Source organism: Candidatus Dadabacteria bacterium, assembly GCA_026708565.1.
Classification (GTDB): Bacteria; Desulfobacterota_D; UBA1144; order Nemesobacterales; family Mycalebacteriaceae; genus Mycalebacterium.
In genome coordinates this window covers 1-20,653 of record JAPOUR010000012.1, presented here as the reverse complement: position 1 = coordinate 20,653, position 20,653 = coordinate 1, and the positions used below count along the sequence as shown (strand labels likewise).

General features: G+C 56.3%; 21 protein-coding genes and 1 pseudogene. 13 read left to right on the top strand and 9 right to left on the bottom strand.

Translation table 11 applies throughout. The features are described from left to right. Positions 1-2 precede the first annotated feature (2 nt). From tpiA to OXF42_02050, 8 genes and pseudogenes are all read left to right on the top strand, one after another. A complete protein-coding gene (gene tpiA, locus OXF42_02085; protein MCY4046885.1) occupies positions 3-746 on the top strand; it encodes a triose-phosphate isomerase in 744 nt (247 codons plus the stop codon). 2 nt (positions 747-748) lie between these two features. Continuing rightward, positions 749-1,120 carry a preprotein translocase subunit SecG gene (gene secG / locus OXF42_02080; protein ID MCY4046884.1) on the top strand — a complete coding sequence of 124 codons (372 nt, stop codon included), beginning with the start codon at positions 749-751 and terminating at the stop codon, positions 1,118-1,120. Between the two features lie 3 nt (positions 1,121-1,123). Then, positions 1,124-1,354 (top strand): annotated as a pseudogene (locus OXF42_02075) (4Fe-4S binding protein). Continuing rightward, the gene (nth, locus tag OXF42_02070) at positions 1,350-2,051 is read left to right on the top strand and encodes an endonuclease III (protein ID MCY4046883.1); all 702 of its coding nucleotides are present in this window, start codon (positions 1,350-1,352) and stop codon (positions 2,049-2,051) included. Before OXF42_02075 ends, nth begins: the two are co-directional and overlap by 5 nt. Positions 2,052-2,092: 41 nt before the next feature. Continuing rightward, a complete protein-coding gene (locus OXF42_02065; GenBank protein MCY4046882.1) occupies positions 2,093-3,016 on the top strand; it encodes an alpha/beta hydrolase in 924 nt (307 codons plus the stop codon). Next, a complete protein-coding gene (locus tag OXF42_02060) occupies positions 3,013-3,906 on the top strand; it encodes an alpha/beta hydrolase (protein MCY4046881.1) in 894 nt (297 codons plus the stop codon). The genes OXF42_02065 and OXF42_02060 overlap by 4 nt, the downstream gene beginning before the upstream one ends. Positions 3,907-3,980: 74 nt before the next feature. Beyond that, the gene (gene pckA / locus OXF42_02055; protein ID MCY4046880.1) at positions 3,981-5,540 is read left to right on the top strand and encodes a phosphoenolpyruvate carboxykinase (ATP); all 1,560 of its coding nucleotides are present in this window, start codon (positions 3,981-3,983) and stop codon (positions 5,538-5,540) included. Beyond that, positions 5,509-7,065, top strand: coding sequence for a serine protease (locus OXF42_02050; protein MCY4046879.1), 1,557 nt, complete (start codon positions 5,509-5,511; stop codon positions 7,063-7,065). The genes pckA and OXF42_02050 overlap by 32 nt, the downstream gene beginning before the upstream one ends. On the opposite strand, the gene OXF42_02045 is transcribed toward OXF42_02050, so the two are convergent. Then, a complete protein-coding gene (locus OXF42_02045) occupies positions 7,051-7,458 on the bottom strand; it encodes a hypothetical protein (GenBank protein MCY4046878.1) in 408 nt (135 codons plus the stop codon). The two genes, OXF42_02050 and OXF42_02045, sit on opposite strands and share 15 nt — an antisense overlap. Further along, complete coding sequence (locus OXF42_02040; GenBank protein MCY4046877.1) at positions 7,455-8,849, bottom strand: class II fumarate hydratase; 1,395 nt, start codon at positions 8,847-8,849, stop codon at positions 7,455-7,457. Before OXF42_02040 ends, OXF42_02045 begins: the two co-directional genes overlap by 4 nt. 129 nt (positions 8,850-8,978) lie before the next feature. Between OXF42_02040 and trxA the strand changes: the two genes are divergently transcribed. Together trxA and OXF42_02030 are read left to right on the top strand one after the other, a co-directional pair. Continuing rightward, the gene (gene trxA / locus OXF42_02035; GenBank protein MCY4046876.1) at positions 8,979-9,308 is read left to right on the top strand and encodes a thioredoxin; all 330 of its coding nucleotides are present in this window, start codon (positions 8,979-8,981) and stop codon (positions 9,306-9,308) included. A gap of 3 nt (positions 9,309-9,311) precedes the next feature. Beyond that, positions 9,312-9,602 (top strand): GYD domain-containing protein, encoded by a 291-nt coding sequence (locus tag OXF42_02030; GenBank protein ID MCY4046875.1) that lies wholly within the window; start codon positions 9,312-9,314, stop codon positions 9,600-9,602. A 17-nt stretch (positions 9,603-9,619) separates the two neighbouring features. On the opposite strand, the gene OXF42_02025 is transcribed toward OXF42_02030, so the two are convergent. Next, complete coding sequence (locus OXF42_02025; GenBank protein ID MCY4046874.1) at positions 9,620-11,152, bottom strand: DUF3943 domain-containing protein; 1,533 nt, start codon at positions 11,150-11,152, stop codon at positions 9,620-9,622. Beyond that, complete coding sequence (locus tag OXF42_02020; GenBank protein ID MCY4046873.1) at positions 11,098-12,255, bottom strand: glycosyltransferase family 4 protein; 1,158 nt, start codon at positions 12,253-12,255, stop codon at positions 11,098-11,100. Before OXF42_02020 ends, OXF42_02025 begins: the two co-directional genes overlap by 55 nt. A gap of 73 nt (positions 12,256-12,328) precedes the next feature. Between OXF42_02020 and hisS the strand changes: the two genes are divergently transcribed. Genes hisS through OXF42_02005 form a run of 3 tightly spaced genes read left to right on the top strand, consistent with a single transcriptional unit; the run spans position 12,329 to position 15,057 of the window. After that, the gene (gene hisS / locus OXF42_02015; protein MCY4046872.1) at positions 12,329-13,618 is read left to right on the top strand and encodes a histidine--tRNA ligase; all 1,290 of its coding nucleotides are present in this window, start codon (positions 12,329-12,331) and stop codon (positions 13,616-13,618) included. Then, positions 13,615-14,871 carry an MFS transporter gene (locus OXF42_02010; GenBank protein ID MCY4046871.1) on the top strand — a complete coding sequence of 419 codons (1,257 nt, stop codon included), beginning with the start codon at positions 13,615-13,617 and terminating at the stop codon, positions 14,869-14,871. The genes hisS and OXF42_02010 overlap by 4 nt, the downstream gene beginning before the upstream one ends. A gap of 3 nt (positions 14,872-14,874) precedes the next feature. Next, the gene (locus tag OXF42_02005; protein MCY4046870.1) at positions 14,875-15,057 is read left to right on the top strand and encodes a twin-arginine translocase TatA/TatE family subunit; all 183 of its coding nucleotides are present in this window, start codon (positions 14,875-14,877) and stop codon (positions 15,055-15,057) included. Here the strand turns inward: OXF42_02005 and OXF42_02000 are convergent. The 5 genes from OXF42_02000 to OXF42_01980 all read right to left on the bottom strand — a co-directional run. Beyond that, on the bottom strand, positions 15,011-15,202 hold the full coding sequence (locus OXF42_02000) for a type II toxin-antitoxin system HicB family antitoxin (GenBank protein MCY4046869.1): 192 nt from the start codon (positions 15,200-15,202) through the stop codon (positions 15,011-15,013). The genes OXF42_02005 and OXF42_02000 overlap by 47 nt on opposite strands. A gap of 149 nt (positions 15,203-15,351) precedes the next feature. Beyond that, positions 15,352-15,843, bottom strand: a complete 492-nt coding sequence (locus OXF42_01995; protein MCY4046868.1) for an ankyrin repeat domain-containing protein — start codon at positions 15,841-15,843, stop codon at positions 15,352-15,354. A gap of 303 nt (positions 15,844-16,146) precedes the next feature. Further along, complete coding sequence (locus tag OXF42_01990) at positions 16,147-17,331, bottom strand: ankyrin repeat domain-containing protein (protein ID MCY4046867.1); 1,185 nt, start codon at positions 17,329-17,331, stop codon at positions 16,147-16,149. Between the two features lie 69 nt (positions 17,332-17,400). After that, positions 17,401-17,697 carry an ankyrin repeat domain-containing protein gene (locus OXF42_01985; GenBank protein ID MCY4046866.1) on the bottom strand — a complete coding sequence of 99 codons (297 nt, stop codon included), beginning with the start codon at positions 17,695-17,697 and terminating at the stop codon, positions 17,401-17,403. Positions 17,698-18,242: 545 nt separating this feature from the next. Beyond that, positions 18,243-20,653: hypothetical protein (locus OXF42_01980; protein MCY4046865.1), on the bottom strand; the 2,411-nt coding region annotated here is incomplete at its 5' end.

Below are 20,653 nucleotides of genomic sequence, written 5' to 3'. Positions count from 1 at the left end.
CAATGAGAACAAAACTTGCAGCAGCGAACTGGAAGATGAACAAACCCCGCGCCGGGGCGGCGGATTTTGCCCGCGCCCTTGTCGGCAGGTTTCCGGACGCAGGCTGCGACATTGCGCTTTTCCCGCCTTTTACGGCGATGGACGCGGTTTCAAGCGGGGCGGGAGGCCGGATAATGTTAGGCGCGCAAAATGTTTTTTATGAAGAGAGCGGCCCCTATACCGGAGAGGTCTCGTGCGGGATGCTGAAGGATGCGGGTTGCGGCATGGTGATAGTCGGGCATTCGGAAAGAAGGCGCATTTTCGGCGAAAGCGACGAGACCGTGGCGGCGAAAACAAAAGCGGTCGCCGATTGCGGAATGCGCGTTCTTTTGTGCGTGGGGGAAACGGCGGAGCAGAGGGCGGACGGCGGGGCTGCGGCGGTTGTGAGGCGGCAGATTGAGGCCGCCATCCGGGGCGTTTCACCCCGGAGCATTACTGTCGCATACGAGCCGGTCTGGGCAATCGGAACGGGTAACAGCGCCCGGATATCCGATATTGAGGAGATGCACGAAGGCATAAGGGGGGTTTTGTCCGCCCTTTACGGCGCGGATGCGGAGGGCGTCGGCGTGGTTTACGGCGGCAGCGTGAACGCCCGCAACGCGCGGGACATAGCCGGGGCGGCGGGCGTGGACGGGATGCTTGTCGGGGGCGCGAGCCTTGAACTTGAGACATTTGCCGTCATAATAGAGGCGATTTTGGCGGTCTGAAAATGGAATTTCTTGTGCCTTTCATAAAAACAGCGCACATTGCGGTGGCGTTTATAATGATAGTCATCATTTTGATGCAGCCGGGCGGCAGCGATGAGTTGGGAACGGTTTTCGGCGGCGGCGGAACCTCGGAGTCGGTTTTCGGGGCGGGCGGCGCGACCACATTCCTCTCAAAAGCGACCCGTTTTATGGCGGTGGTGTTTGTTGCCACCTCCCTGCTGCTTGGATATATTTCAATCAGGCAGTCGTCTTCATCGGTGTTTGATTCAGGGGGTGTTCCCGCGGGGACGGAAATCCCCGCAGAGGCGAATGCGCCCGGCGGGGCGGAAGTTCCCGATGAGACACCCGCGCCTGATTCTTCGGGAGGTGAGTAACAAGTGGCATACATAATTGCGGAACCATGCATAGACGTAAAGGATAAATCCTGTGTTGAGGCCTGCCCGGTGGACTGCATATACGAGGGCGACAAGCAACTTTACATACATCCGGACGAGTGCATTGACTGCGGGGCGTGTGTTGACCCCTGCCCCGTGGACGCGATATTCCATGAAGATGAACTTCCCGAAAAATGGGAGGATTTTGTCAAGGAAAACAGCGACTTCTTTGAGGGGAAAACAGATCTCCGCCCCGCAACGAAAGATTGAAAAAGACCGCCTGAAAAAGAGGGCGTCGCGCGTTCTGAAGTTTCTGCGCGCCGCCTATCCCGATGCGCGGTGCCACCTTGACTACAACTCGCCGTTTGAACTTCTAATCGGCTGCATACTGTCAGCGCAGTGCACGGACAAGAGGGTCAACTCCCTCACGCCGGGGCTTTTCAGGAAATATCCCGCCCCCCGCAGTTTTGCGTCCGCAAAGCCGGGGGAACTTGAGAAGGACATTTTCAGCGCGGGGTTCTACAAAAACAAGGCGCGCGCCATTATCGGGTGTTCGGGTGTGATTGACCGCAGGCACGGGGGAGAGACGCCCTCAACAATGGAGGAGCTGACCGCGCTTCCGGGGGTCGGCAGAAAGACCGCCAATGTGGTTCTTGGAAACTGGTTCGGCAAACCCGGAATAATAGTTGACACTCACATATCCCGCCTTTCCCGCAGGCTGGGTTTCAGCGCGGCAAAGACCGCGGAAGCGATAGAGAGAGACCTTATGCTTCTTGTGCCCGAAAAAGAGCGGACATTTTTCTCCAACTCTCTCGGCGACCACGGAAGGGAGATTTGCAAGGCGAGAAAGCCGCTGTGCGCGGAGTGCGGGATTTTTGACATTTGCGTATGGGAAGGGCGGCGGGAGAAAGCGGCCCCCGCTTCCGGTTGAGAATTTGAATTAAATCGTTACTGTTTTATCCGAAGACACCCATGAGTTCCCCACCCGACCAAACGGCAAAGACGGCTGATATTCCGCCTCAGGAACTGATCACCATCCCCACCCCCGGCGGCGGCGTGAACGCCCTTTTATACAAAGCCGAAAGCGCGGGCGCGGAGAAAGAGCCGATGGTCATTCACGTTCACGGTTTTCTCGGAAACTTTCTTGAAGGAAGCCAGAGGTTTCTGCCGCCCCTTCTCGCCCGCGAGGGCTGCTCGTCAATCGCCATCAACACGCGCTTGTCAAACTTCAGTCTGTTTTTCGGCTACGGCATAGTGGATGACACCCTTCCGCAGATAGACGGCGTTATCAACTACCTCACGGATTTGGGCTATAAAAAAATCTTCCTGTCGGGCTACAGCCTCGGCGGCTGCATAGCCGTCCGATACATGTCCGAAAGGGCCGGAACCAAAGAGGCGGACGCCATAGGCGGCGTCATGGTGATTGCCACCCCGTATTCAATGCCGGACTCCATAAGGCGCAGGTGGGACAGGTGGCAAAGTTCCCCGTCCTACGAACAGGTTTACGAAGAGGCGAAAGAGATACTGGGAGACGACCCGGCACATTCAAAGGAAGACCGCACAATCATCATCCAGCGGGCTCGCGGAGACACCTTCAGACCGGAACACTGCGAAATATACACCTACAAAACGTGGTGGTTTCTTGCGGGCCCGGAAGCCGACGCCTCCAAGACCTACAAACAGATAGGGAAAATCAAAGCGCCCATCATTCTTATACAGGGCTGGGAAGACAAAGTTGTTCTCCCCAATGAGACGCACGACCTCTCTCAAAGGGCGACCGACGCCGGCAACGCCGATGTTTCGGCGTTTTTTCTCAACGCGGGGCACACCCTTGAGGGCAAGGAGGAGGAACTCGGAGAGGTGGTAATAAACTGGATGCGCAGAAGACTGAAGTGAAAAACCGGATTCTAAGTTACGAGGCGCGGGACGGCTTTAAGGTTGACGCGCTTCTGACCACTCCGCCCGCAAGCGGCGGGGATTTGCGCCGCATTCCCGTCATCATTAACATTCACGGGGTTCTCGGAAACTTTCTTGCCCGCGGCACTCCCAAGATCTTCCCGCCCCTTATGCTCGCCCGCGGGTATTCAACATTTTCAATCAACACGCGGATGGCGTTTCTCGGCCAGATAATGGGGACAGGCGTCTTCCCGAAAGCGGCGTGGGACGTTGAACGCTCGGTTGAGATTTTGCTCGGGGAGGGCTTCAAAAACATCTACATACTCGGATACAGCATGGGCGCGAACATAGCCGTTGACTACATGGTCTCCTCCCCGCGCTCGCCGGTGAAGGGGCTTATCCTTGAGGGCTGCTCGTATTCTCTGCCGGAGTCGCAGAAGAAGCGGCTTGACAGGTGGGGCGGCATTCCGCGCTACGATGACATATTTTCAAAGGCGCGGTCTGTCCTCGGGAACGACCCGGAATCTTCAAACAATGACCAAATCTTTGTGGTTTACCGGGCATGGGGGGATTCCCTCAACCCGTCCGATGTTGAGATGTTCACCTATAAAACATGGTGGTTTATGAGGGGCCCGGAGGCCGCGCGCGCAAAAACCTGCGACATCATAAGCGGCGTTTCGGCGCCGGTGCTGTTTATCCACGGGGCGAAAGACGACATAGTGTTTGCGGAGGAACCGGAGCGGCTGCGGGAGATTCTGAACCGGTCGGGCAACGGCGCGGTTGATGTTTCATTTATTCCCGAAGCCGCCCATGACTGCATGGAAAACCCCGATTTTGCGGCGGATGTGATAGACCGCTGGATAAGGGAAGTTGAGGAGTCCGGCGGCTGATATTGAAAAATTGCTCTCCATAATATACCTTGTTGCCCGCCGCCGCAGTCGGCGGTCTGACACGCAGAACCGGTATGACAGCGCAAACAAAACGACGTAAGCCCGGCGATGTGCTATCCGCCCACGGGATTAAGACCTCCGGAGCGGTTTATCACAATCTGTCCGTCCCGCGCCTTTACGAGCAGGCGCTCTCAAGGAATGAGGCCATGGTTGCCGAGGGCGGCGGCCTTGTCGCATACACGGGCAGGCACACCGGGCGCTCTCCGGGCGACCGCTTTATAGTCCGCGACTCCCGCACCAAGGATTCGGTGAACTGGGGGCAGGTGAACCGTCCCATAAGCCCCGCCAACTTTAACGCCCTTTACAAAGGGATGGCGGCGTATCTCTCAAAAAAGGATGTGTTTGTTAAAGACCTGTGCGTGTGCGCGCACCCGAAATACCAGTCTTCGGTGAGGGTCATCAACGAACTTGCGTGGCACAACATTTTTGTAAACAACCTGTTCATCAGGCCTGAGAAGGCTTCCGCCGGAAAGCCGGATTTTACCGTGATGTGCGCGCCGGGCTTTGAAGCCGACCCGAAAAAACACGGCACAAACTCAAAGACCTTCATCATCCTTAACTTCACAAAAAAGATGGCGCTCATCGGCGGAACCGAATACGCCGGGGAGATGAAAAAGTCAATTTTTACGACCCTCAACTTTCTGCTTCCCGACAGGGATGTTTTTCCCATGCACTGCTCCGCCAACGTTGGCGCGCGCGGCGACACGGCTCTGTTTTTCGGGCTTTCGGGAACGGGGAAGACCACCCTGTCCGCAGACTCGGAGAGGAAACTTATCGGAGACGACGAGCACGGCTGGTTTTCCGGCGGCATCTTCAACTTTGAGGGCGGCTGCTACGCCAAGGCGATACGGCTGAACCCCGAAACTGAGCCCGAAATTTACTCGGCCTCCGTGCGCTTCGGCTCCATTCTTGAGAATGTTGAGTTTGACGAACAGACAAGGAAGATAGATTTTGACGGCTCCCGGCACACCGAGAACACAAGGGTCGCCTACCAGATAGACGCGTTGCCGGGGATTGTGGAGAGCGGAACCGGGCCTGCGCCCAAAAATATATTTATGCTGACCTACGACGCCTTCGGCGTCCTGCCGCCGATATCCAGACTTACCCCCCGGCAGGCGATGGACTTCTTTCTGCTGGGATACACCGCAAAGGTGGCGGGCACCGAGCGCGGGGTAAAAGAGCCTCAGACCACTTTCAGTTCCTGTTTCGGCGCGCCGTTTCTGCCGCGCCAGCCGCGTTTTTATGCGGCCATGCTTGAGGAGAGGATGAAGAAATCCGGCGCGAGAGTGTGGCTTCTGAACACGGGCATATCCGGCGGCCCCTACGGAGTCGGGAAGAGGATGCCGCTTCCGCAGACAAGGGCTCTTGTGAAGGCCGCGCTGGACAAGACCATAGACAAAAGCGGCTTTGTAAAAGTTCCCGTTTTCGGTCTTCAGGTTCCAAAATCATGCCCGAATGTTCCGGCAAAACTGCTACAGCCGAGAAAGTGCTGGAAGAGCGCCGCGCAGTATGACACGAAGGCCGCAGAACTGAAAGAGAGGTTTGAGCTTGAGTTGCTCAAGCACAGGGATTAGGGGCCGGGCGGACAGGCTCGCGGGTGTCGCCGCTTTCCTGTTGCCGCTTGCGGCGGCGCTTTGCCTTATGCTGCCGACGGACGCCGCGCAGGCTCGCGGCGACTCTTCAGTCAGAAGGTCGGTGGTCAAAATCCATGTTCAGAAGACCATTCCGTCCTTCAAGCAGCCGTGGGTGGTCAACGGCCCGTCCGAGAGTTCCGGTTCGGGCTGCATCATCTCCGGTCGGCACATACTTACCGGCGCCCATGTGGTTTCACATGCGGCGTTTATCCACGTCAGCAAGTTCGGCGACCCGAAGAAATACACCGCAGACCTGCTCTTCATATCGCACCATGCGGACCTCGCCATTCTGACGGTCAAGGAGAAGGAATTTTTTGACGATGTAAAACCCTTTGAGATAAGCAGGGATTTGGTTCATACGCAGGAGGAGGTTACCGTTTACGGCTTCCCCGTCGGCGGGGAGACGCTCAGCGCGACCAGAGGAATAGTGTCGCGTGTGGAGCATGAGATTTACTCCCACAGCGTGAACCAGCTTCTGATTGCGCAGATTGACGCGCCCATCAATCCGGGCAACAGCGGGGGGCCCGCCGTGGTGGACGGGCAGATTGTCGGGGTCGTGATACAGGCGCTCGTCAGGTCGGAAAGCATCGGATACATGGTTCCCACACCGGTGATAGACCATTTTCTTGACGACATAAAAGACGGCTCCTACGACGGCTTTCCCGTTCTCGGCGTTCAGACTCAGGAGGCGCAAAATCCCGACCTGAGGGAAAGCAAGGGCGTTGAGGAGGAAGACATCGGGGTGCTGGTAAACCGCATAGCGGCGGGCTCGCCCGCATACGGCGTGATAGACGAGGGAGACATACTGCTCTCAATAGACGGCACGGACATACTGCCGGACGGCACGATCAATTTCAGGGGCAACGAAAGGACCAACTTCAGCCACCTCATAGATTCCCGCCAGATAGGGGACACGGTTGCCGTTGAGGTGCTGCGTGAGGGCAGGAAGATGAAAATGGATGTTGTTCTGTCAAAAGGCGTGGATGATGTGCGCCTGATAAACGCCAACTACGGCAGCCCGAGTTACTACATATTTGCGGGTTGCGTTTTCTCGCCGCTCACCATCAACTACATGAGGTCGTGGGGGCGCAGATGGTTCACGGAAGCCCCCGTCTCGCTGCTTTCAAAACTGAGCGATATCCGGCGGTTTCCCGATGAAGAGGTCGTGTTTCTCGTCAGGGTTTTGCCGTCTGAGGTCAATTACGGCTATCACGGAATGCGCAACTGGCTTGTGGAAAGCGTCAACGGGGTGAAGATAAGAAACATCAGGCATCTGGTAAAGGTGGTTGAAAAGGAGGCGGAAAAGGGCGGGTTCATCACCTTCAAAAACCCGGACGGCGAACAGATAGTGATTTCCGCGGACAAGGCGAAAAAGAGCGGCGGCCCCCTGCTTTCCACCTACCGGATAGACGAAGACAGGTCCGCCGACCTTGTCGTTCCCATATTTGAGTCAATGGGGCTTTAAGACCCTGAACTCCCTTCCCTTCAGCACGTTTTTGAGTTTGATAAAGAGGTATCTTCTCTTCGCGTAAAATCTCCCCCTGACGCGCAGAAGGTCTCCCTTTTGCAACTCCCCGTGAAGCCCCTTGAGATAAACCAGCATCGCGCCGCCGTTTTCCTCCGGGTCTTTCATTTTGAACAAAGTGTAGTCCTTCCCCTTATAGCGTTTTGTTTTCACCTTTGAGGATATGACGCCCTCCGCCCACACCACTTTTTTATGGTGGGCGTCCGGGTCTGACGTAAACGCCGAAACCCGGCCTTCCGTCTCCGCGCGCGCGGGAGGGGGCGGGATGAGATTCCACAGAACCGCGAACGCCGCCGCGGCAAGGGCGGTTGCGGCAAGCCGTTTCAAACTCATCTCTTCCCGCCTGAGGGCGCGGTCATGGAGCGCGGGTCAAGCAGGGAGTCAATCTCCTTCTGGGGAAGGATTTTCCGCTCCACGGCGACCTCTCTTACGGTTTTCCCTTTTTCATACGCCTCTTTTGCAATGGCTGCGGCGCGGTCGTAACCGATAACGGGCGCGAGGCTTGTGCACATGGCGAGGCTTTTCTCAATGGACTCGCCGCACCTTGCTTTGTCGGCCTCTATGCCGTCCACGCATTTTTCCGCAAACGCCCCGCACGCCGCAGACAGCAGGGAAACCGACTCCAGAAGGTTGTCCGCCATCATCGGCATCATGACGTTGAGTTCAAAATTGCCGCTCTGCCCGCCGATTGTTATCGCCGTGTCGTTGCCTGTTACTTGCGCGCAGACCTGAGCGAGAGACTCCGCCATCACGGGGTTGACTTTCCCCGGCATTATTGATGAGCCGGGCTGAATTGCGGGGAGCATAATTTCGCCCAGTCCGCAGCGCGGGCCGCTTCCCAGAAAACGTATGTCGTTTGCAATTTTCATCAGACTTGCGGCGAGAGTTTTAAGCGAGCCGCTCATTTGAACCACGGCGTCTTTGCTCCCCTGGGCTTCAAAGTGGTTTTTTGCCTCGGTAAAGCGCGTTCCCGCAAGGCGGCTTATCTTCTTCGCCGCAATCGCGCCGAAATTCCGGTGGGTGTTTATTCCCGTGCCGACCGCCGTTCCGCCGAGGGCGAGTTCCCTGAGCCCGTCCGCCGCGCTCTTTACGTCCCGCGCCCTGTTTGAAACCATCGCCGCCCAGCCCCCGAATTCCTGTCCGAGCGTTACCGGGGTTGCGTCCTGAAGGTGGGTTCTGCCTATCTTCACCACACCTCCGAAGGCGCGCGCCTTGCGGGCGAGGGATTTTTCAAGCCGGAGCAGGGCGGGAAGGAGGGATTTCTCCGTCTCCGTCAGCGCCGATATGTGAATTGCGGACGGGATTACATCGTTGCTTGACTGTCCCATGTTGACATGGTCGTTGGGGTGGACGGCGGACTTGCTTCCGAGGATTTTGTTTGCCCTGTTCGCTATGACCTCATTGGTGTTCATATTTGCGGATGTTCCCGAACCGGTCTGGAACACGTCAACAACAAAGTGTTCGTCAAGTTTGCCTTCCGCCACCTCGCGCGCCGCCTTCACAATGGCTCCCCCCGCGCGTTTGCTCAATAGCCCGAGTTCCATGTTGGTTTGCGCCGCAGCCATTTTTATCATTCCCATCGCCGCCGTGAAAACGGGCGGCAGCGTCCGGCCGCTTATGGGGAAATTTTCAACCGCCCTTGCGGTCTGCGCCCCGTAGAAGGCGTCCGCGGGGACTTTCATCTTTCCCATGGAGTCGGATTCAATTCTTGTTTTTTTGCTCATTTGCGCTCTCCTCCGGCGCCGGGGGCGCCTCAAAGCAAGGAGATTACTCGTCTCCGCCCGTCCCCGCAAACCCCGCCCGCTTGACAGTTACGGCGCGGCAATTACACTTGCTTGTCGCGGAGGCGCATAATGGCTGAAGACACGGTTATAGAACTCAACGATTCGGTTTTTGAGAGCGAGGTTTTGGGAAGCGACACCCCGGTGCTGGTTGATTTCTGGGCTCCGTGGTGCGGCCCGTGCAAGGCGATAGCGCCCTCGGTGAAACAGATCTCCGTGGATTTTGCGGGCAGGTTGAAAGTGGGCAAGGTCAATGTGGATGAAAACACCGACACATCCGTAAAGTTTGGAATCCGCAGCATTCCCACACTGCTCATATTCAAAGACGGCGAAATCGTTGACCAGATAATCGGCGCGGTTTCCCGTGAAGAGATAGAGCAGTCAATCAACAAAATCCTTTAAGATATGCAGAGATACATAATGCTCAGCACGCTCACCGACGAGGGGCGCAAAACCGTCAAGATGCGCCCCGAGCGCATAAAAGAGGTCAACAAAGAGATAGAAAGAATGGGCGCGAAGGTTATCGCGCAGTATGCGGTGCTGGGGCTTTACGATTTCGTCAACATTATAGAGGCCCCCGACAACGACACCATAACAAGGATATCGGTTGAACTCGGCTCAAGAGGAACGGTTCAACTGCTTACGCTTTCCGCCATACCGATAGACAAGTTTGAGCGCCAGCTGGCCGGGGATTAAGTCTGAACTTCGCGCTTTCAGAACCTGACCTGAATCTGCGTTATGACCGATTGTGAAAACTGTTTCTCATCGTCCCCGGCAACCGGTATCTGAACGGCGACCGAGGGCGAAACAAACCCCCCGAATCTCAAGCCCGCGGTAAAGTAGGCGTTGCTTTTTCGCCCGTTTTCCAGCGAGGAGGCGATGCGGTTTCCCGTTATCTCCGCCGAAACCCGCAATGAGCGGGGAAGCGAAACTCCCAGAGCCGCCCCGTAGCGCAGTATGGTTTCCGAGCCGTCCCCCTCAAACTTTTCCGCCTTGCGGAGAAACACAACGCTTGTGTGCGCCTCAAGCGAAACGGGCCCCGCGCGAACCGCCGCGCCCGCAAACGGGGCGACCGACCATGCGTCTTCAACGTAAACCGGCAAATTCCGTTTATACAGCGATGTTATCGTCTCAAGTCTGTTCACATTGTCCTTATAGACGGTCGGCAGGTGCGCCTCAATTCCGAGGGCCGCCCAGTATGAGGATGTTTTTGCGAGAAGAAACTTGCCTCCGGCGGTGAAGTTTGACAGTTCATAGCCGTCCCGCGCGTGGTCGCCGCCAAGGTTGTTAACGCCGGACTGGTTGAAGAACACATAAGCGCTTTTGCCGTAATCCTCCGAGGGCATTTCCGCGCCGATGTTGTAAAGAATGATCTGCCCCGGAGCGTCTTTACGCGCCGCGACCTCAAGGCGCGCCCCGGCATACCCCCTCGGCAGCGCCGAACGGAAGGAGTGCGGCTGCGGCTCCTCAACCGCCCGCCGTTTGTGCGGCAGGTTTGATGTGTCAAAACTCTGCGAATACTCAAAACTTCTCCGAAGCGGGTTTATAAGAACCACCCTTCCGTCTTTGACGAAGTTTCTCATAGGGTTAAGCCCGTGCGCGAGAAATGTTGCGACCGGATTGCCCATGCCCGCCAGCCAGTCGGATGTTTTTTCCGCCGCCGCCCCGACCAAAACACCCAGAGCCGGGGTTGAGATTAAGTCCGGCAGCGAGGGGGTCTCCACGAGCCCTTCAACGGTGTATTCAAACATCGCGCTCTGAAGCGCGGAGCCCAGGGCGGAGCCCCAGAATCCGTAGCCCATTTGCCTGTAGTAAAGATAGGAAACATATCCCGCAAACGGATGCACGACATAGTTTGTGAAGAACTCGTCTCCGTCATCGGTTACGGGCGCGCGGGCGATGTTGTCCCACCACTTGGATAGCGAGGTGTCGTAAATCCGGGCATTTTTGTTTCGCACATAGAAGAACCTGAACGCCCATATTGAGCCGTAGTAAATCGCGCTGTCTTTGATGAAGTCGCGGCTGATAACGGTTTTCTGCGGTTTTGCCTCCGCGGAGTTTGCCCCTACGGGGTCTTGCGCCATTGCGGGCGGTGTAAACGCCGCCGTTGCGGCAAACACCGCAATGAGCATTGCCCGCATCCCGCCGCTGCGGACCGCCGCAAACGGTCGTGTTTTTGCGGACAACTGTTTCATTTGAGCCTGTTCGCCGTGAATGAGAGGATTTTCCCCGCCCTGTTTTTCCATGTGTATTGCTCCGCTTTTTCGCGCGCCGCGCGGGCTATGCGGCGGGCAAAATCCTCATCGTCAACACACCTGCGGATTGCCCGAGCGAACTCCCGCCGGTCTCCGGGCGGGGCGAGGGCGCAGTTTTCGCCGTCTTCCAGAATCTCAAGCGCGGTAGGGATGGAGGCCGCCACTATGGGTTTGCCCGCCGCCATGTATTCAAACAGTTTCATCGGCGAGGTGAACTCCGTCGCCACCGTGCCGCCCCGTATGGTCGCTTTGTCGGTGTATGGCATCACAAGCACATCGGAGGCGAGCAGGTAAAGCGGCACATCGGAATGCGGAACAAAGCCCTTCATCACGAAGTTGTCAACGCCCCGCCGCTCCGCCGCCCTTTTGTGGGGCGCGTTGTCGCGGTCTCTTCCGCCCACAACCAGAAAGAGCGCGTCTCTCATTCCGTCCGCAATTTCAATCAGGTCTTCAATCCCTCTTCCCTCGTAAGTGTTGCCGCAGTAGCACACCACCGGCCTGCCTGCGGGGATGCCCAGTTGTTTTCTGATCTCCTCCGGCGCGGGGCGGTTCTCAAAATCTCCGGTTTCAACGCCGTTGTGCGCCACGACCGTTTTCCGTTCGTCAAGCCCGCCCTCAAGGTATATGCGGCGCAGTCCGCCGCTGTTGAACGAGACGGCGGCGAGATTTTCAGACCCTTGAAACAAGCGGAACAGCGCCCGCCCCGCCGCGCCCACGGGCGGGTGGTGGGCGTCGTAAACCACGGGAAGCCCGCCTGTTTTTGCCAGTATGGCGGCGCAGATTATGTTGAGGGTCAAAACCATGTCAAACCGGTGTTTGTTGGCGAGGGCGTAAAACGCGCCCGCCGCGCCGTGCGTGAGTTGCCTGCCCGCATGTTTTGTGAAGGGCAGGGAGGTGAGGTTGAACGGCCGGACGCCGTAGTATTCAAATATCCCGCCGGTGTCAAAACGCCCCGGAAACACCGCCTCAAACTCAACGCCGAGCCCGTCCATCGCCTCGCACATTCTCGCCGCATGCAGGGCGTAAGCGCCCTTTGAGAAAAGTTGCGGGCTTGCCACATAGCAAACCCTTGGTGAGTTTGAGTTCCTTGTCATCGTGCCGGAAGGTGGCGGAGCGCTGATTTTACCGCTATAATCAGGGGCGGTCAAACCCGTTTCCCGCCTTGCAATGTCCAAAACCGGCGTCAAATCAATCAAGGGCTTCCACGATATACTGCCGGAACAATCCCGCCTGTGGCGCAGCATTGAGAGGAAAGCCGAAGAGGTTTTCGGCCTTTACGGTTTTCATCAAATCATAATCCCGACTCTTGAATACTCCGGCCTGTTTGAGAAGGGAGTGGGGAGGTCCACGGACATTGTGGAAAAGGAGATGTATTCCTTTGCCGACAGAGACAGGAATCAATCCCTAATCACTTTGCGCCCCGAAGGGACGGCGGGGGTGGTAAGGGCGTTCATTGAGAACTCGCTTGACCAGACCGCCGACGGCAAAAAGGTGTATTACTCCGGTTCAATGTTCAGGCGCGAGAATACCCAGAAGGGCAGGATGAGGGAGTTTCATCAGATAGGGGCGGAGTTTTTCGGTTCAAGCGAGCCCTCGGCGGACGCGGAAATGATTGCAATGCTGTGGCATTTTTTCAAGGCGCTCGGAATTGAGAGCGGTCTGACCATGGAGATCAACTCCATCGGAACGCCGGAAGAAAGAGGAGATTTTAAGACCGCCCTCAGACAGTTTTTAGAGCCTCTTTCCGGCAACCTGTGCAATGACTGCCAGAGGAGGCTGCAAACAAACCCTCTGCGCGTTCTTGACTGCAAAAAGGCGGACTGCGAGCGGGCGACCGGAAACGCGCCTGTTATGAAGGAATACCTTTCAGGCGGGAGCGCCGGGCATTTCGGGGAGGTCAAAAAACGCCTCAACGCGCTTTCCGTTCCCTTTACGGAGAACGGCAGAATTGTCAGAGGGCTTGACTACTACACACACACAGTTTTTGAGGTGAAGGCGGGGGACGGAGAAAGTCTCGGCGCGCAGAACACGGTTGCCGCCGGGGGCAGATACGACCGGCTGGTTGAGGAGTTGGGAGGCCGTTCCACTCCGGCGGTTGGTTTTGCAATCGGTGTTGAGAGAACGGCCGGATTGCTTCAATCCTCCGGTCGCGAGGAAAAGCGGGACGGCCCGCAAGTGTTTGTATGCTGGATAGGGGTGGAGTGTTTTGACGGGGCTTTTGAACTGTCAAAAAAGTTGAGAGACGAGAATGTCGGAACACTGATTGAGCATTCAGAATCATCAATAAAAAGTCAGACGAAAAAAGCGGACAAGTCCGGCGCGCGTTTTGCCGTGATAATCGGGGCGAAAGAGAAACAGGGCGGGACTGTCAAACTCAAAAATATGGAAACCGGAGACGAGCGGGACCTGCCGGAGAGGGATGCGGTTGCCGAAATTATCAAGGCGGCAAAGCGGTGAGCGAGGCAAGGTTCAGTTATTCGTGGGTGATTGTCGCCGCGGCGTTTTGCCTCATCTTTCTTAACGGGCTTCTGCTTTACACCTTCGGGGTGTTCAAGCCGTATTTAAGCGACGCCGTGCGCCTTACCGAGACCGAGGTGGCGTCCATCTTCTCTCTTCGCTGTATTGTTCTTGCAATATCAATGCCGCTTGCGGGCAAACTGTCCGAGAAATACGACCCCAAATGGGTGATAGCGGCGGGCGGGGTCATCGCTTCGGGCGGGTTTTTCCTGTCGGGGTATGCGGACAGCATTGCCGAATTGTATCTGTTTTTCGGTGTTATGGTGGGGCTCGGAGACGGCGCTTTCTACACGCTTCCGGTGGCGATAATCAGCCGCTGGTTCAAGAAAAACAGGGCGCTTGCCATCGGGATAGCCACAACGGGGCTTCCGGTCAGCGGGCTTGTGCTGTCGCCGCTCAGCGCCCGGCTCATACACGACCTGGGCATCAAGGAGGCGTTTTTCACAATCGCGGCGATAGCGTTTGCCTTGTCTCTGTCCGGGCTTTTTCTCAGAAAAGACCCGCCGGAAACCTCCCCCTCCGCCGGGGCGGGCTCGCCTCCCGCAGACCTTGACGAGGGCAGCGTCCGGGCGGTTGACGCTTTGCGGAGAAGCGATTTCTGGCTGCTGTATTTTGTTTTCTGGGCGGGGTTCAACGCGTTTCTCATTGTCATCATCAATCTTTACAACTTCTCCCTTGATTCCGGTCTCGGCGGCATCAAGGCGGTAAACATGGGGCTGTTTTCAATTGAGACGGTCGGGGCGGCGATTCCGCCCGCGCTCATAGGGGTCGGCAGCATTTTCGGGCGCATATTCTTTTCCGGTTTCGTGCTCAGGTTTGTCCGGGAGAAGAGGGTTCTGCTTATCTGTTATCTCTGTAAGGCGGGCATTATCGTGCCAATCCTTTTCCTGAGCGGCGATTGGATATTTTACATCTTCGGGTTTCTGTTCGGGTTTTTCTACAGCGGTTGGATTCCCGTTTTTCCGGTAATACTCGGCAATCTTTACGGGCTCAAGGAGCTTGGGTCAATATTCGGGTTCTTCGGAAGCGGTTTTTCCCTTGCGGCGCTCACGGGCCCGATAACCGCCGGGCTGTTGCGCGACAGTATCGGGGGGTATTTCCCTATGTTTATGGCGGCGGTGGTGTTCTGCCTGTGCGCGGCGGCGCTGACGTTTTTCGTCCGCACGCAGCCCGCGCGGGGGGAGGGGGGTTAGCGGATGTTTGGCCTCGGCTTCGGAGAGATAGCGGTTATATGCTTGGTGGCGGTCTTATTCATGGGCCCGGATGATTTTGTGAAACTCACGCGCCTTGCCGCAAAGGGGATAAGGGAGTTTCGTGTTTTTAAGCAGGAGATTAAGGATAGTGTGGAAAAGACGGTTGAAGGGAAGGAGAGGGATTGAGGGTTTCCAAGTATAACTCCATTGCCTCTTTGATGTTGCTCAAAACCTCTTCCGGAGAATCCCCTTGAGAGTGGCAACCCTTGAGAGCCGGACAAAAGGCGTAGTATCCGTGCTCGTCTTTCTCAATGACTATGTTGAACTTCATTTGAGGTAATTATACGCACAAAAAAGCGGCTCCCGGAAGAGCCGCCTTTTTTGTAGGCAATGTAGGCGGTGGAGCCGCCTTCCTGTCATTCCTTGCTACGACAAGGAATCCAGAGGGGGTGGGGAAGGGTGGGTTGAACGGTGAGGGGGTTACCGTCTGGGCTTGAGCATGTCTGAGATTCCCTGAAAGGCAGGATGGCCTGTTTGAAGGTCTTGCCACCAGTCAAAAGCCGTCAAGCCGCCATTATCCCTTGCCTCAATATCCGCGCCCTCTTTCAGCAACTCTCGGATTGCTTCTGTTTGACCTGTTGCCACCGCATACATCAGAGCCGTCCAGCCGTTGTTTGCGCTTGCGTTGACATCTGCCCCCTCTTTCAACAACTCCCTGATTGCTTCGGTGTGACCTCCGTTGGATGCCCACATCAGAGCCGTTATGCCGCCTTTATCCCTTGCGTTGACATCCGCCCCCTCTTTCAGCAACTCCCGGACTGCTTCGGTATGTCCGAGCAACGCCGCCCACATCAGAGTCGTTTTGCTGTCATTATCCGTTGCGTTGACATTCGCTCCTTCTTTCCACAACTTCCGTATTTTTTCGGTGTCCCCCGAACACGCCGCGCTTATCAGTTCACTATCAAGATCCATTCTTCAACCCTCCTTATTGGTTGGTTGGCAATCGCTTGCCGTCCGTGTTTGACCGCCCACATATAAAGACACGGGCAACGGTTTCCCGCCGCCCGTGTCAATCCTGTCTGTCATCACAACAGGCAAGCCTTGCCATGCCTCGCCGAACCGCGCCCTGCCGTGCCATACCACGCCACGCCAAGCCACGCTGGGCCACGCCGAACCTTGCCTCGCCGCGAGTTGCCGTAAGGCAATCCCGATTTTAGTCGTTGATGTTTGTTTGTCAAACGGTGGAACGGTGGGTTAAACGGCAAAAGGTTACCGTTAGGGACGGAGCAAGTTTAAGATTCTCCAAAAGTCAGGATGGTCTTTTTGGAAGAGTTGCCACAGGTCAAAAGCCGTTCCACCGGCATCCGACCTTGCCCGCTTATTCGCCCCCGCTTTCAGCAACTCTCGGATTGCTTCGGTTTGTCCGTTGTCCGCCGCCGCTATCAGAGCCGTCCAGCCGTTATTAGTCCTTGCCTCTGTATCCGCCCCCGCATTCAGCAACTCCCTTATTGCTTCGGTTTGCTCCCCAAACGCCGCAAACAGCAGAGCCGTATTGCCGAGATTATTTCTTGCCTCAATATCCGCCCCCGCATTCAGCAACCCACGGATTGCTTCGGTTTGCCCGTAGCCCGCCGCCACCATCAGAGCCGTCTGGCCGTAATTATCCTTTGCGTCAATATCCGCCCCCGCTTTCAGCAACACCCGGATTGTTTCGGTATGCCCACTCTCCGCCGCCAACATCAGAGCCGTCCAGCCATCATTATCCCTTGCGTTGACATCCACCCCCACTTTCAGCAACTCCCATATTGCTTCGGTATGCCCGTTGTATGTCACCACCATCAGAGCCGTCCTGCCTTTATTATCCTCCCTTGCCTCTTTATCCGCCCCTGCTTTCAGCAACTCCCGGATTGCTTCAGCATGCCCCCCAAACGCCGCAAACAGCAGAGCCGTCCCGCTGTCATTATTCCTTGCCTCAATATCCGCCCCCGCTTTCACCAACTGCCGGATTGCTTCAGCATGCCCCCCAACCGCCGCCACTATCAGAGCCGTATTGCCGAGATTATCCCTTGCCTCTTTATCCGCCCCTGCTTTCAGCAATTCCCGGATTGCTTCAGCATGCCCCCCAACCGCCGCAAACATCAGAGCCGTCCCGCCGTTATTACCCCTTGCCTCAATATCCGCCCCCGCTTTCACCAACTCCCGAATTGCTTCGGTTTGCCCCACAACCGCCGCCACTATCAGAGCCGTCCCGCCCGTAATACCCCTTGCGTTAATATCCGCCCCTGCTTTCAGCAATTCTCGGATTACTTTGGTATTTCCGGTAATCGCCGCATGCATCAGAGGTGTGTTGCCATACTCATCTTTCGCATTCACCCCGCCCTGCTGCCAATAGGTTGCATGGGAAGCCGTTCCCGCCAGAACGAGAACCGCCACAATCACCGCATAAATCGCTTTTTTCATCCTTCAAACTCTCCCGCTTGAAATGCGGGCATTTTAACCTTCCACCGAAACGGCGGCAAACGGTTGCTGTCAGGGACGAAGCAAGTTTGAGATTTCCTGAAAGTCAGTGAGGTGTTTGTGCTTGCTTTGCCACAGGCTAAAAGCCGTTTCGCCATCTTTATTCCTTGCCTCAATATCCGCCCCTGCTTTCAGCAAATACCGGACTGTTTCGGTTTCCCCCCTGACCGCCGCCCGCATTAGAAGTGTTATACCCAACTCATCTCTTGCATTCACCCCGCTTTGTGGCTCAGAAAAATCTGTATAGAGAACCGCTCCCGCCAAGACAAGAATCGCCACAGCCAATACATAAATATCTTTGTTGTTCATCTCAACCCCTCCGTAACAGAAGAATGCGGGCAGTATAAACCCCGCCTGCCCGATTTCAAGATTTCACCGTCCCCTCCACCGTTCTCCCTGCCGTCCCCCCTGCAAATAAAGGGCTTTTTGCGCTTTCGGGATGTTTCCACCGACTTTTATTAGTGTAAAAAAACCGCAAACAAGACTAATTCCACCGCTACAAGATATAAACCAACCGCCCCGTGATGTAGTCCCGTCTCTCCAAGATGTAACCTTGCCTCTACGCAATCTAATCCCGTCTCTACTTAACCTAATCCCGTCCGTTCAAGATGTAGTTCCGCTTGTTCAAGGCGTAGCCACGCCAAACCGACACTTGGCGGGAGTTGTCTTATATGAAGAAACCGCCCGCCCCGACAGATCGGAAAAAGCCCTCATCCCCTCTGGATTCCTTGTCGGGGCAAGGAATGACGGAGAAGAGAAACTGGATTCCTTGTCGTAGCAAGGAATGACAAGAATGGCAAGTAAATAACGGAAAAAGAAAAGAAACGACAGGGAAGGGCGGTTAAAGAGTCTGCCTAAAAATTAAAATTCAAACTCCCGCCGCCCTGTTTTGAATCCTCCGAACCAAAGCCGGAAAAGCCGAACTGCCCCGTTGCAAAAATAACAATCCCTTTCTGTTCAAGAAGTTTCACCCCGAATCCGGTGGCAAATGCGGTTTCACTGTCGGCAAAACCCACTCCGGCGGACACGGCAAACCTTTTGTCTTTCTGCGAAAGCAGATTCAAACTTGAAAGCGCCGAGGAAACCGCCATTCCCTTCCGCAGTTTTCTGATGTCTTTCAGACCCTGCTCAAGCGCGGACAAACCGCTCTCAACCCTTTCCACCGTCAGGGAATCCGCCGCCCCGACCGAACCGTCCGGATTGACGGACATAATACGGTTATCCGGCGCGGATGCGTTGGCGAGAGGAGCGAAAACTATTTTCTGGCGCTCATTTCCAACAACCACCTGATTCGCCTCCGTTGTGGAAACACCCTGACCGATTGCTATTGAGTTTTCATACTCCGCGCTCGCGCCCTGACCGATTGCCATCGCCCGCGCCCCGCTTGCGGATGAATTTTGCCCAAGGGCAATTGCCTGAACGTTTACCGCCACCGCATTCTGCCCCACGGCGACCGCCGCGGAACAGCCCGCAATGTTCATCATGGTTTCCGTGGAGCAGGCGCGCGCCCTTTCCCCTATGGCAACGCTTTCAGAGCCGTTGACGAAAGCGTTGTCTCCAATCGCGGTTGAATGGTCCGCGCCGACAACCGCCCCCCTTCCAATGGCAATATCGCCGGGCCCCACGGCCACCGCCCCCGCGCCGACCTGAACCGGCGCGGATTCCGAACCGCCCGTCCGAAACACCCCGCTTCTTTGAAGCGACTCTATCGCGTCCCAAACCGTGCCGCTTTGCCCGTCCGGTTTTGTTCCCAAAGATGAAAGCGCCTCAGCCTGCGCGGTTGTCAGAGAGGTTTCCGGCGCAGACCCCTGAAGTCCGGTTCTGACTTCCGGGCTCAAGTCGGCCAAAGCAATGGTGTCATCGGCGATCTTTGCCGAGGTGACGGAGGCGTCCGCAAGTTTTCCGGCTGTGATGCTTGAGTCCGCAAGGAAACCGCCCGGCAGTCCGCCGGTTTGCAGATAGCCCCAAACCGTGCCGCTTGTGTCTCCCGCCGGTCTTGTTCCAAGCGTTTGGACGGAAGCGAGTTCGCCGCTTGAGAGTTCCGCCGCATTGGAAAATGCCGCTTTAACATCCTCACTCAAGTCGGCAAGATTGATAGTCCTGTCCGCGATTTTTGCGGAGGTGACAGAGCCGTCCGCAAGTTTTTCGGTGGTAACATTTAAGTCGGCGATTTTTGCCGTTGTAACGCTTGCGTCCGCGAGATGCGGGGTTTGCACCGCGCCGCTTATAAGTTCCGCCTCGTTTGCGAATGCGGATTTAACATCTTCGCTCAGGTCTGCAAGGGCAATGGTTCTGTCCGCGATTTTTGCGGAGGTGACGGAGGCGTCCGCGAGTTTTCCGGTGGTGATGCTCAAGTCGGCGATTTTTGCCGTTGTAACGCTTGCGTCCGCGAGTTGCTGGGTTTGCACTGCGCCGCTTATAAGTTCCGCCTCGTTTGCGAATGCGGATTTAACATCTTCGCTCAGGTCTGCAAGGGCAATGGTTCTGTCCGCGATTTTTGCGGAGGTGACAGAGGCATCCGCAAGTTTTCCGGTGGTAACGCTTAAGTCGGCGATTTTTGCCGTTGTAACGCTTGCGTCCGCGAGTTTTCCGGTGGCAATACTTGCATCCTCAAGGAAATCTCCGGGCAGTCCGCCCGTTCGCAGATAGCCCCATACCGTTCCGCTTGTGTCTCCCGCCGGTCTCGCTCCGAGCGTTTGGACGGATGCGAGTTCACCGCCGGAGAGTCCCGCCGTGTTTGAAAATGCCGATTTAACATTCTCGCTCAGGTCTGCAAGGGCGATAGTCCGGTCTGCGATTTTTGCGGAGGTGACGGAGGCGTCCGCGAGTTTTCCGGTGGTAATGTTTAAGTCAGCGATTTTTGCCGTTGTTACGCCTGAGTCCGCAAGGAACCCTCCGGGCAGTCCGCCTGTTTGCAGGTAACCCCAAACCGTTTCGCTTGCGTCTCCCGCCGGTCTTGCTCCGAGAGTTCTGACGGAAGCGAGTTCGCCGCTTGAGAGTTCCGCCGCGTTTGAAAATGCGGATTTAACACTCTCGCTCAGGTCTGCAAGGGCAATAGTCCTGTCCGTGATTTTTGCTGAGGTGACGGAGGCGTCCGCAAGTTTTCCTGTGGTAATGCTTGCATCCACAAGGAAGCCTCCGGGCAGTCCGCCCGTTCGCAGATAGCCCCATACCGTTCCGCTTGCGTCTCCCGCCGGTCTTGTTCCGAGAGTTCTGACGGAAGCGAGTTCGCCGCTTGAGAGTTCCGCCGCGTTTGAAAATGCCG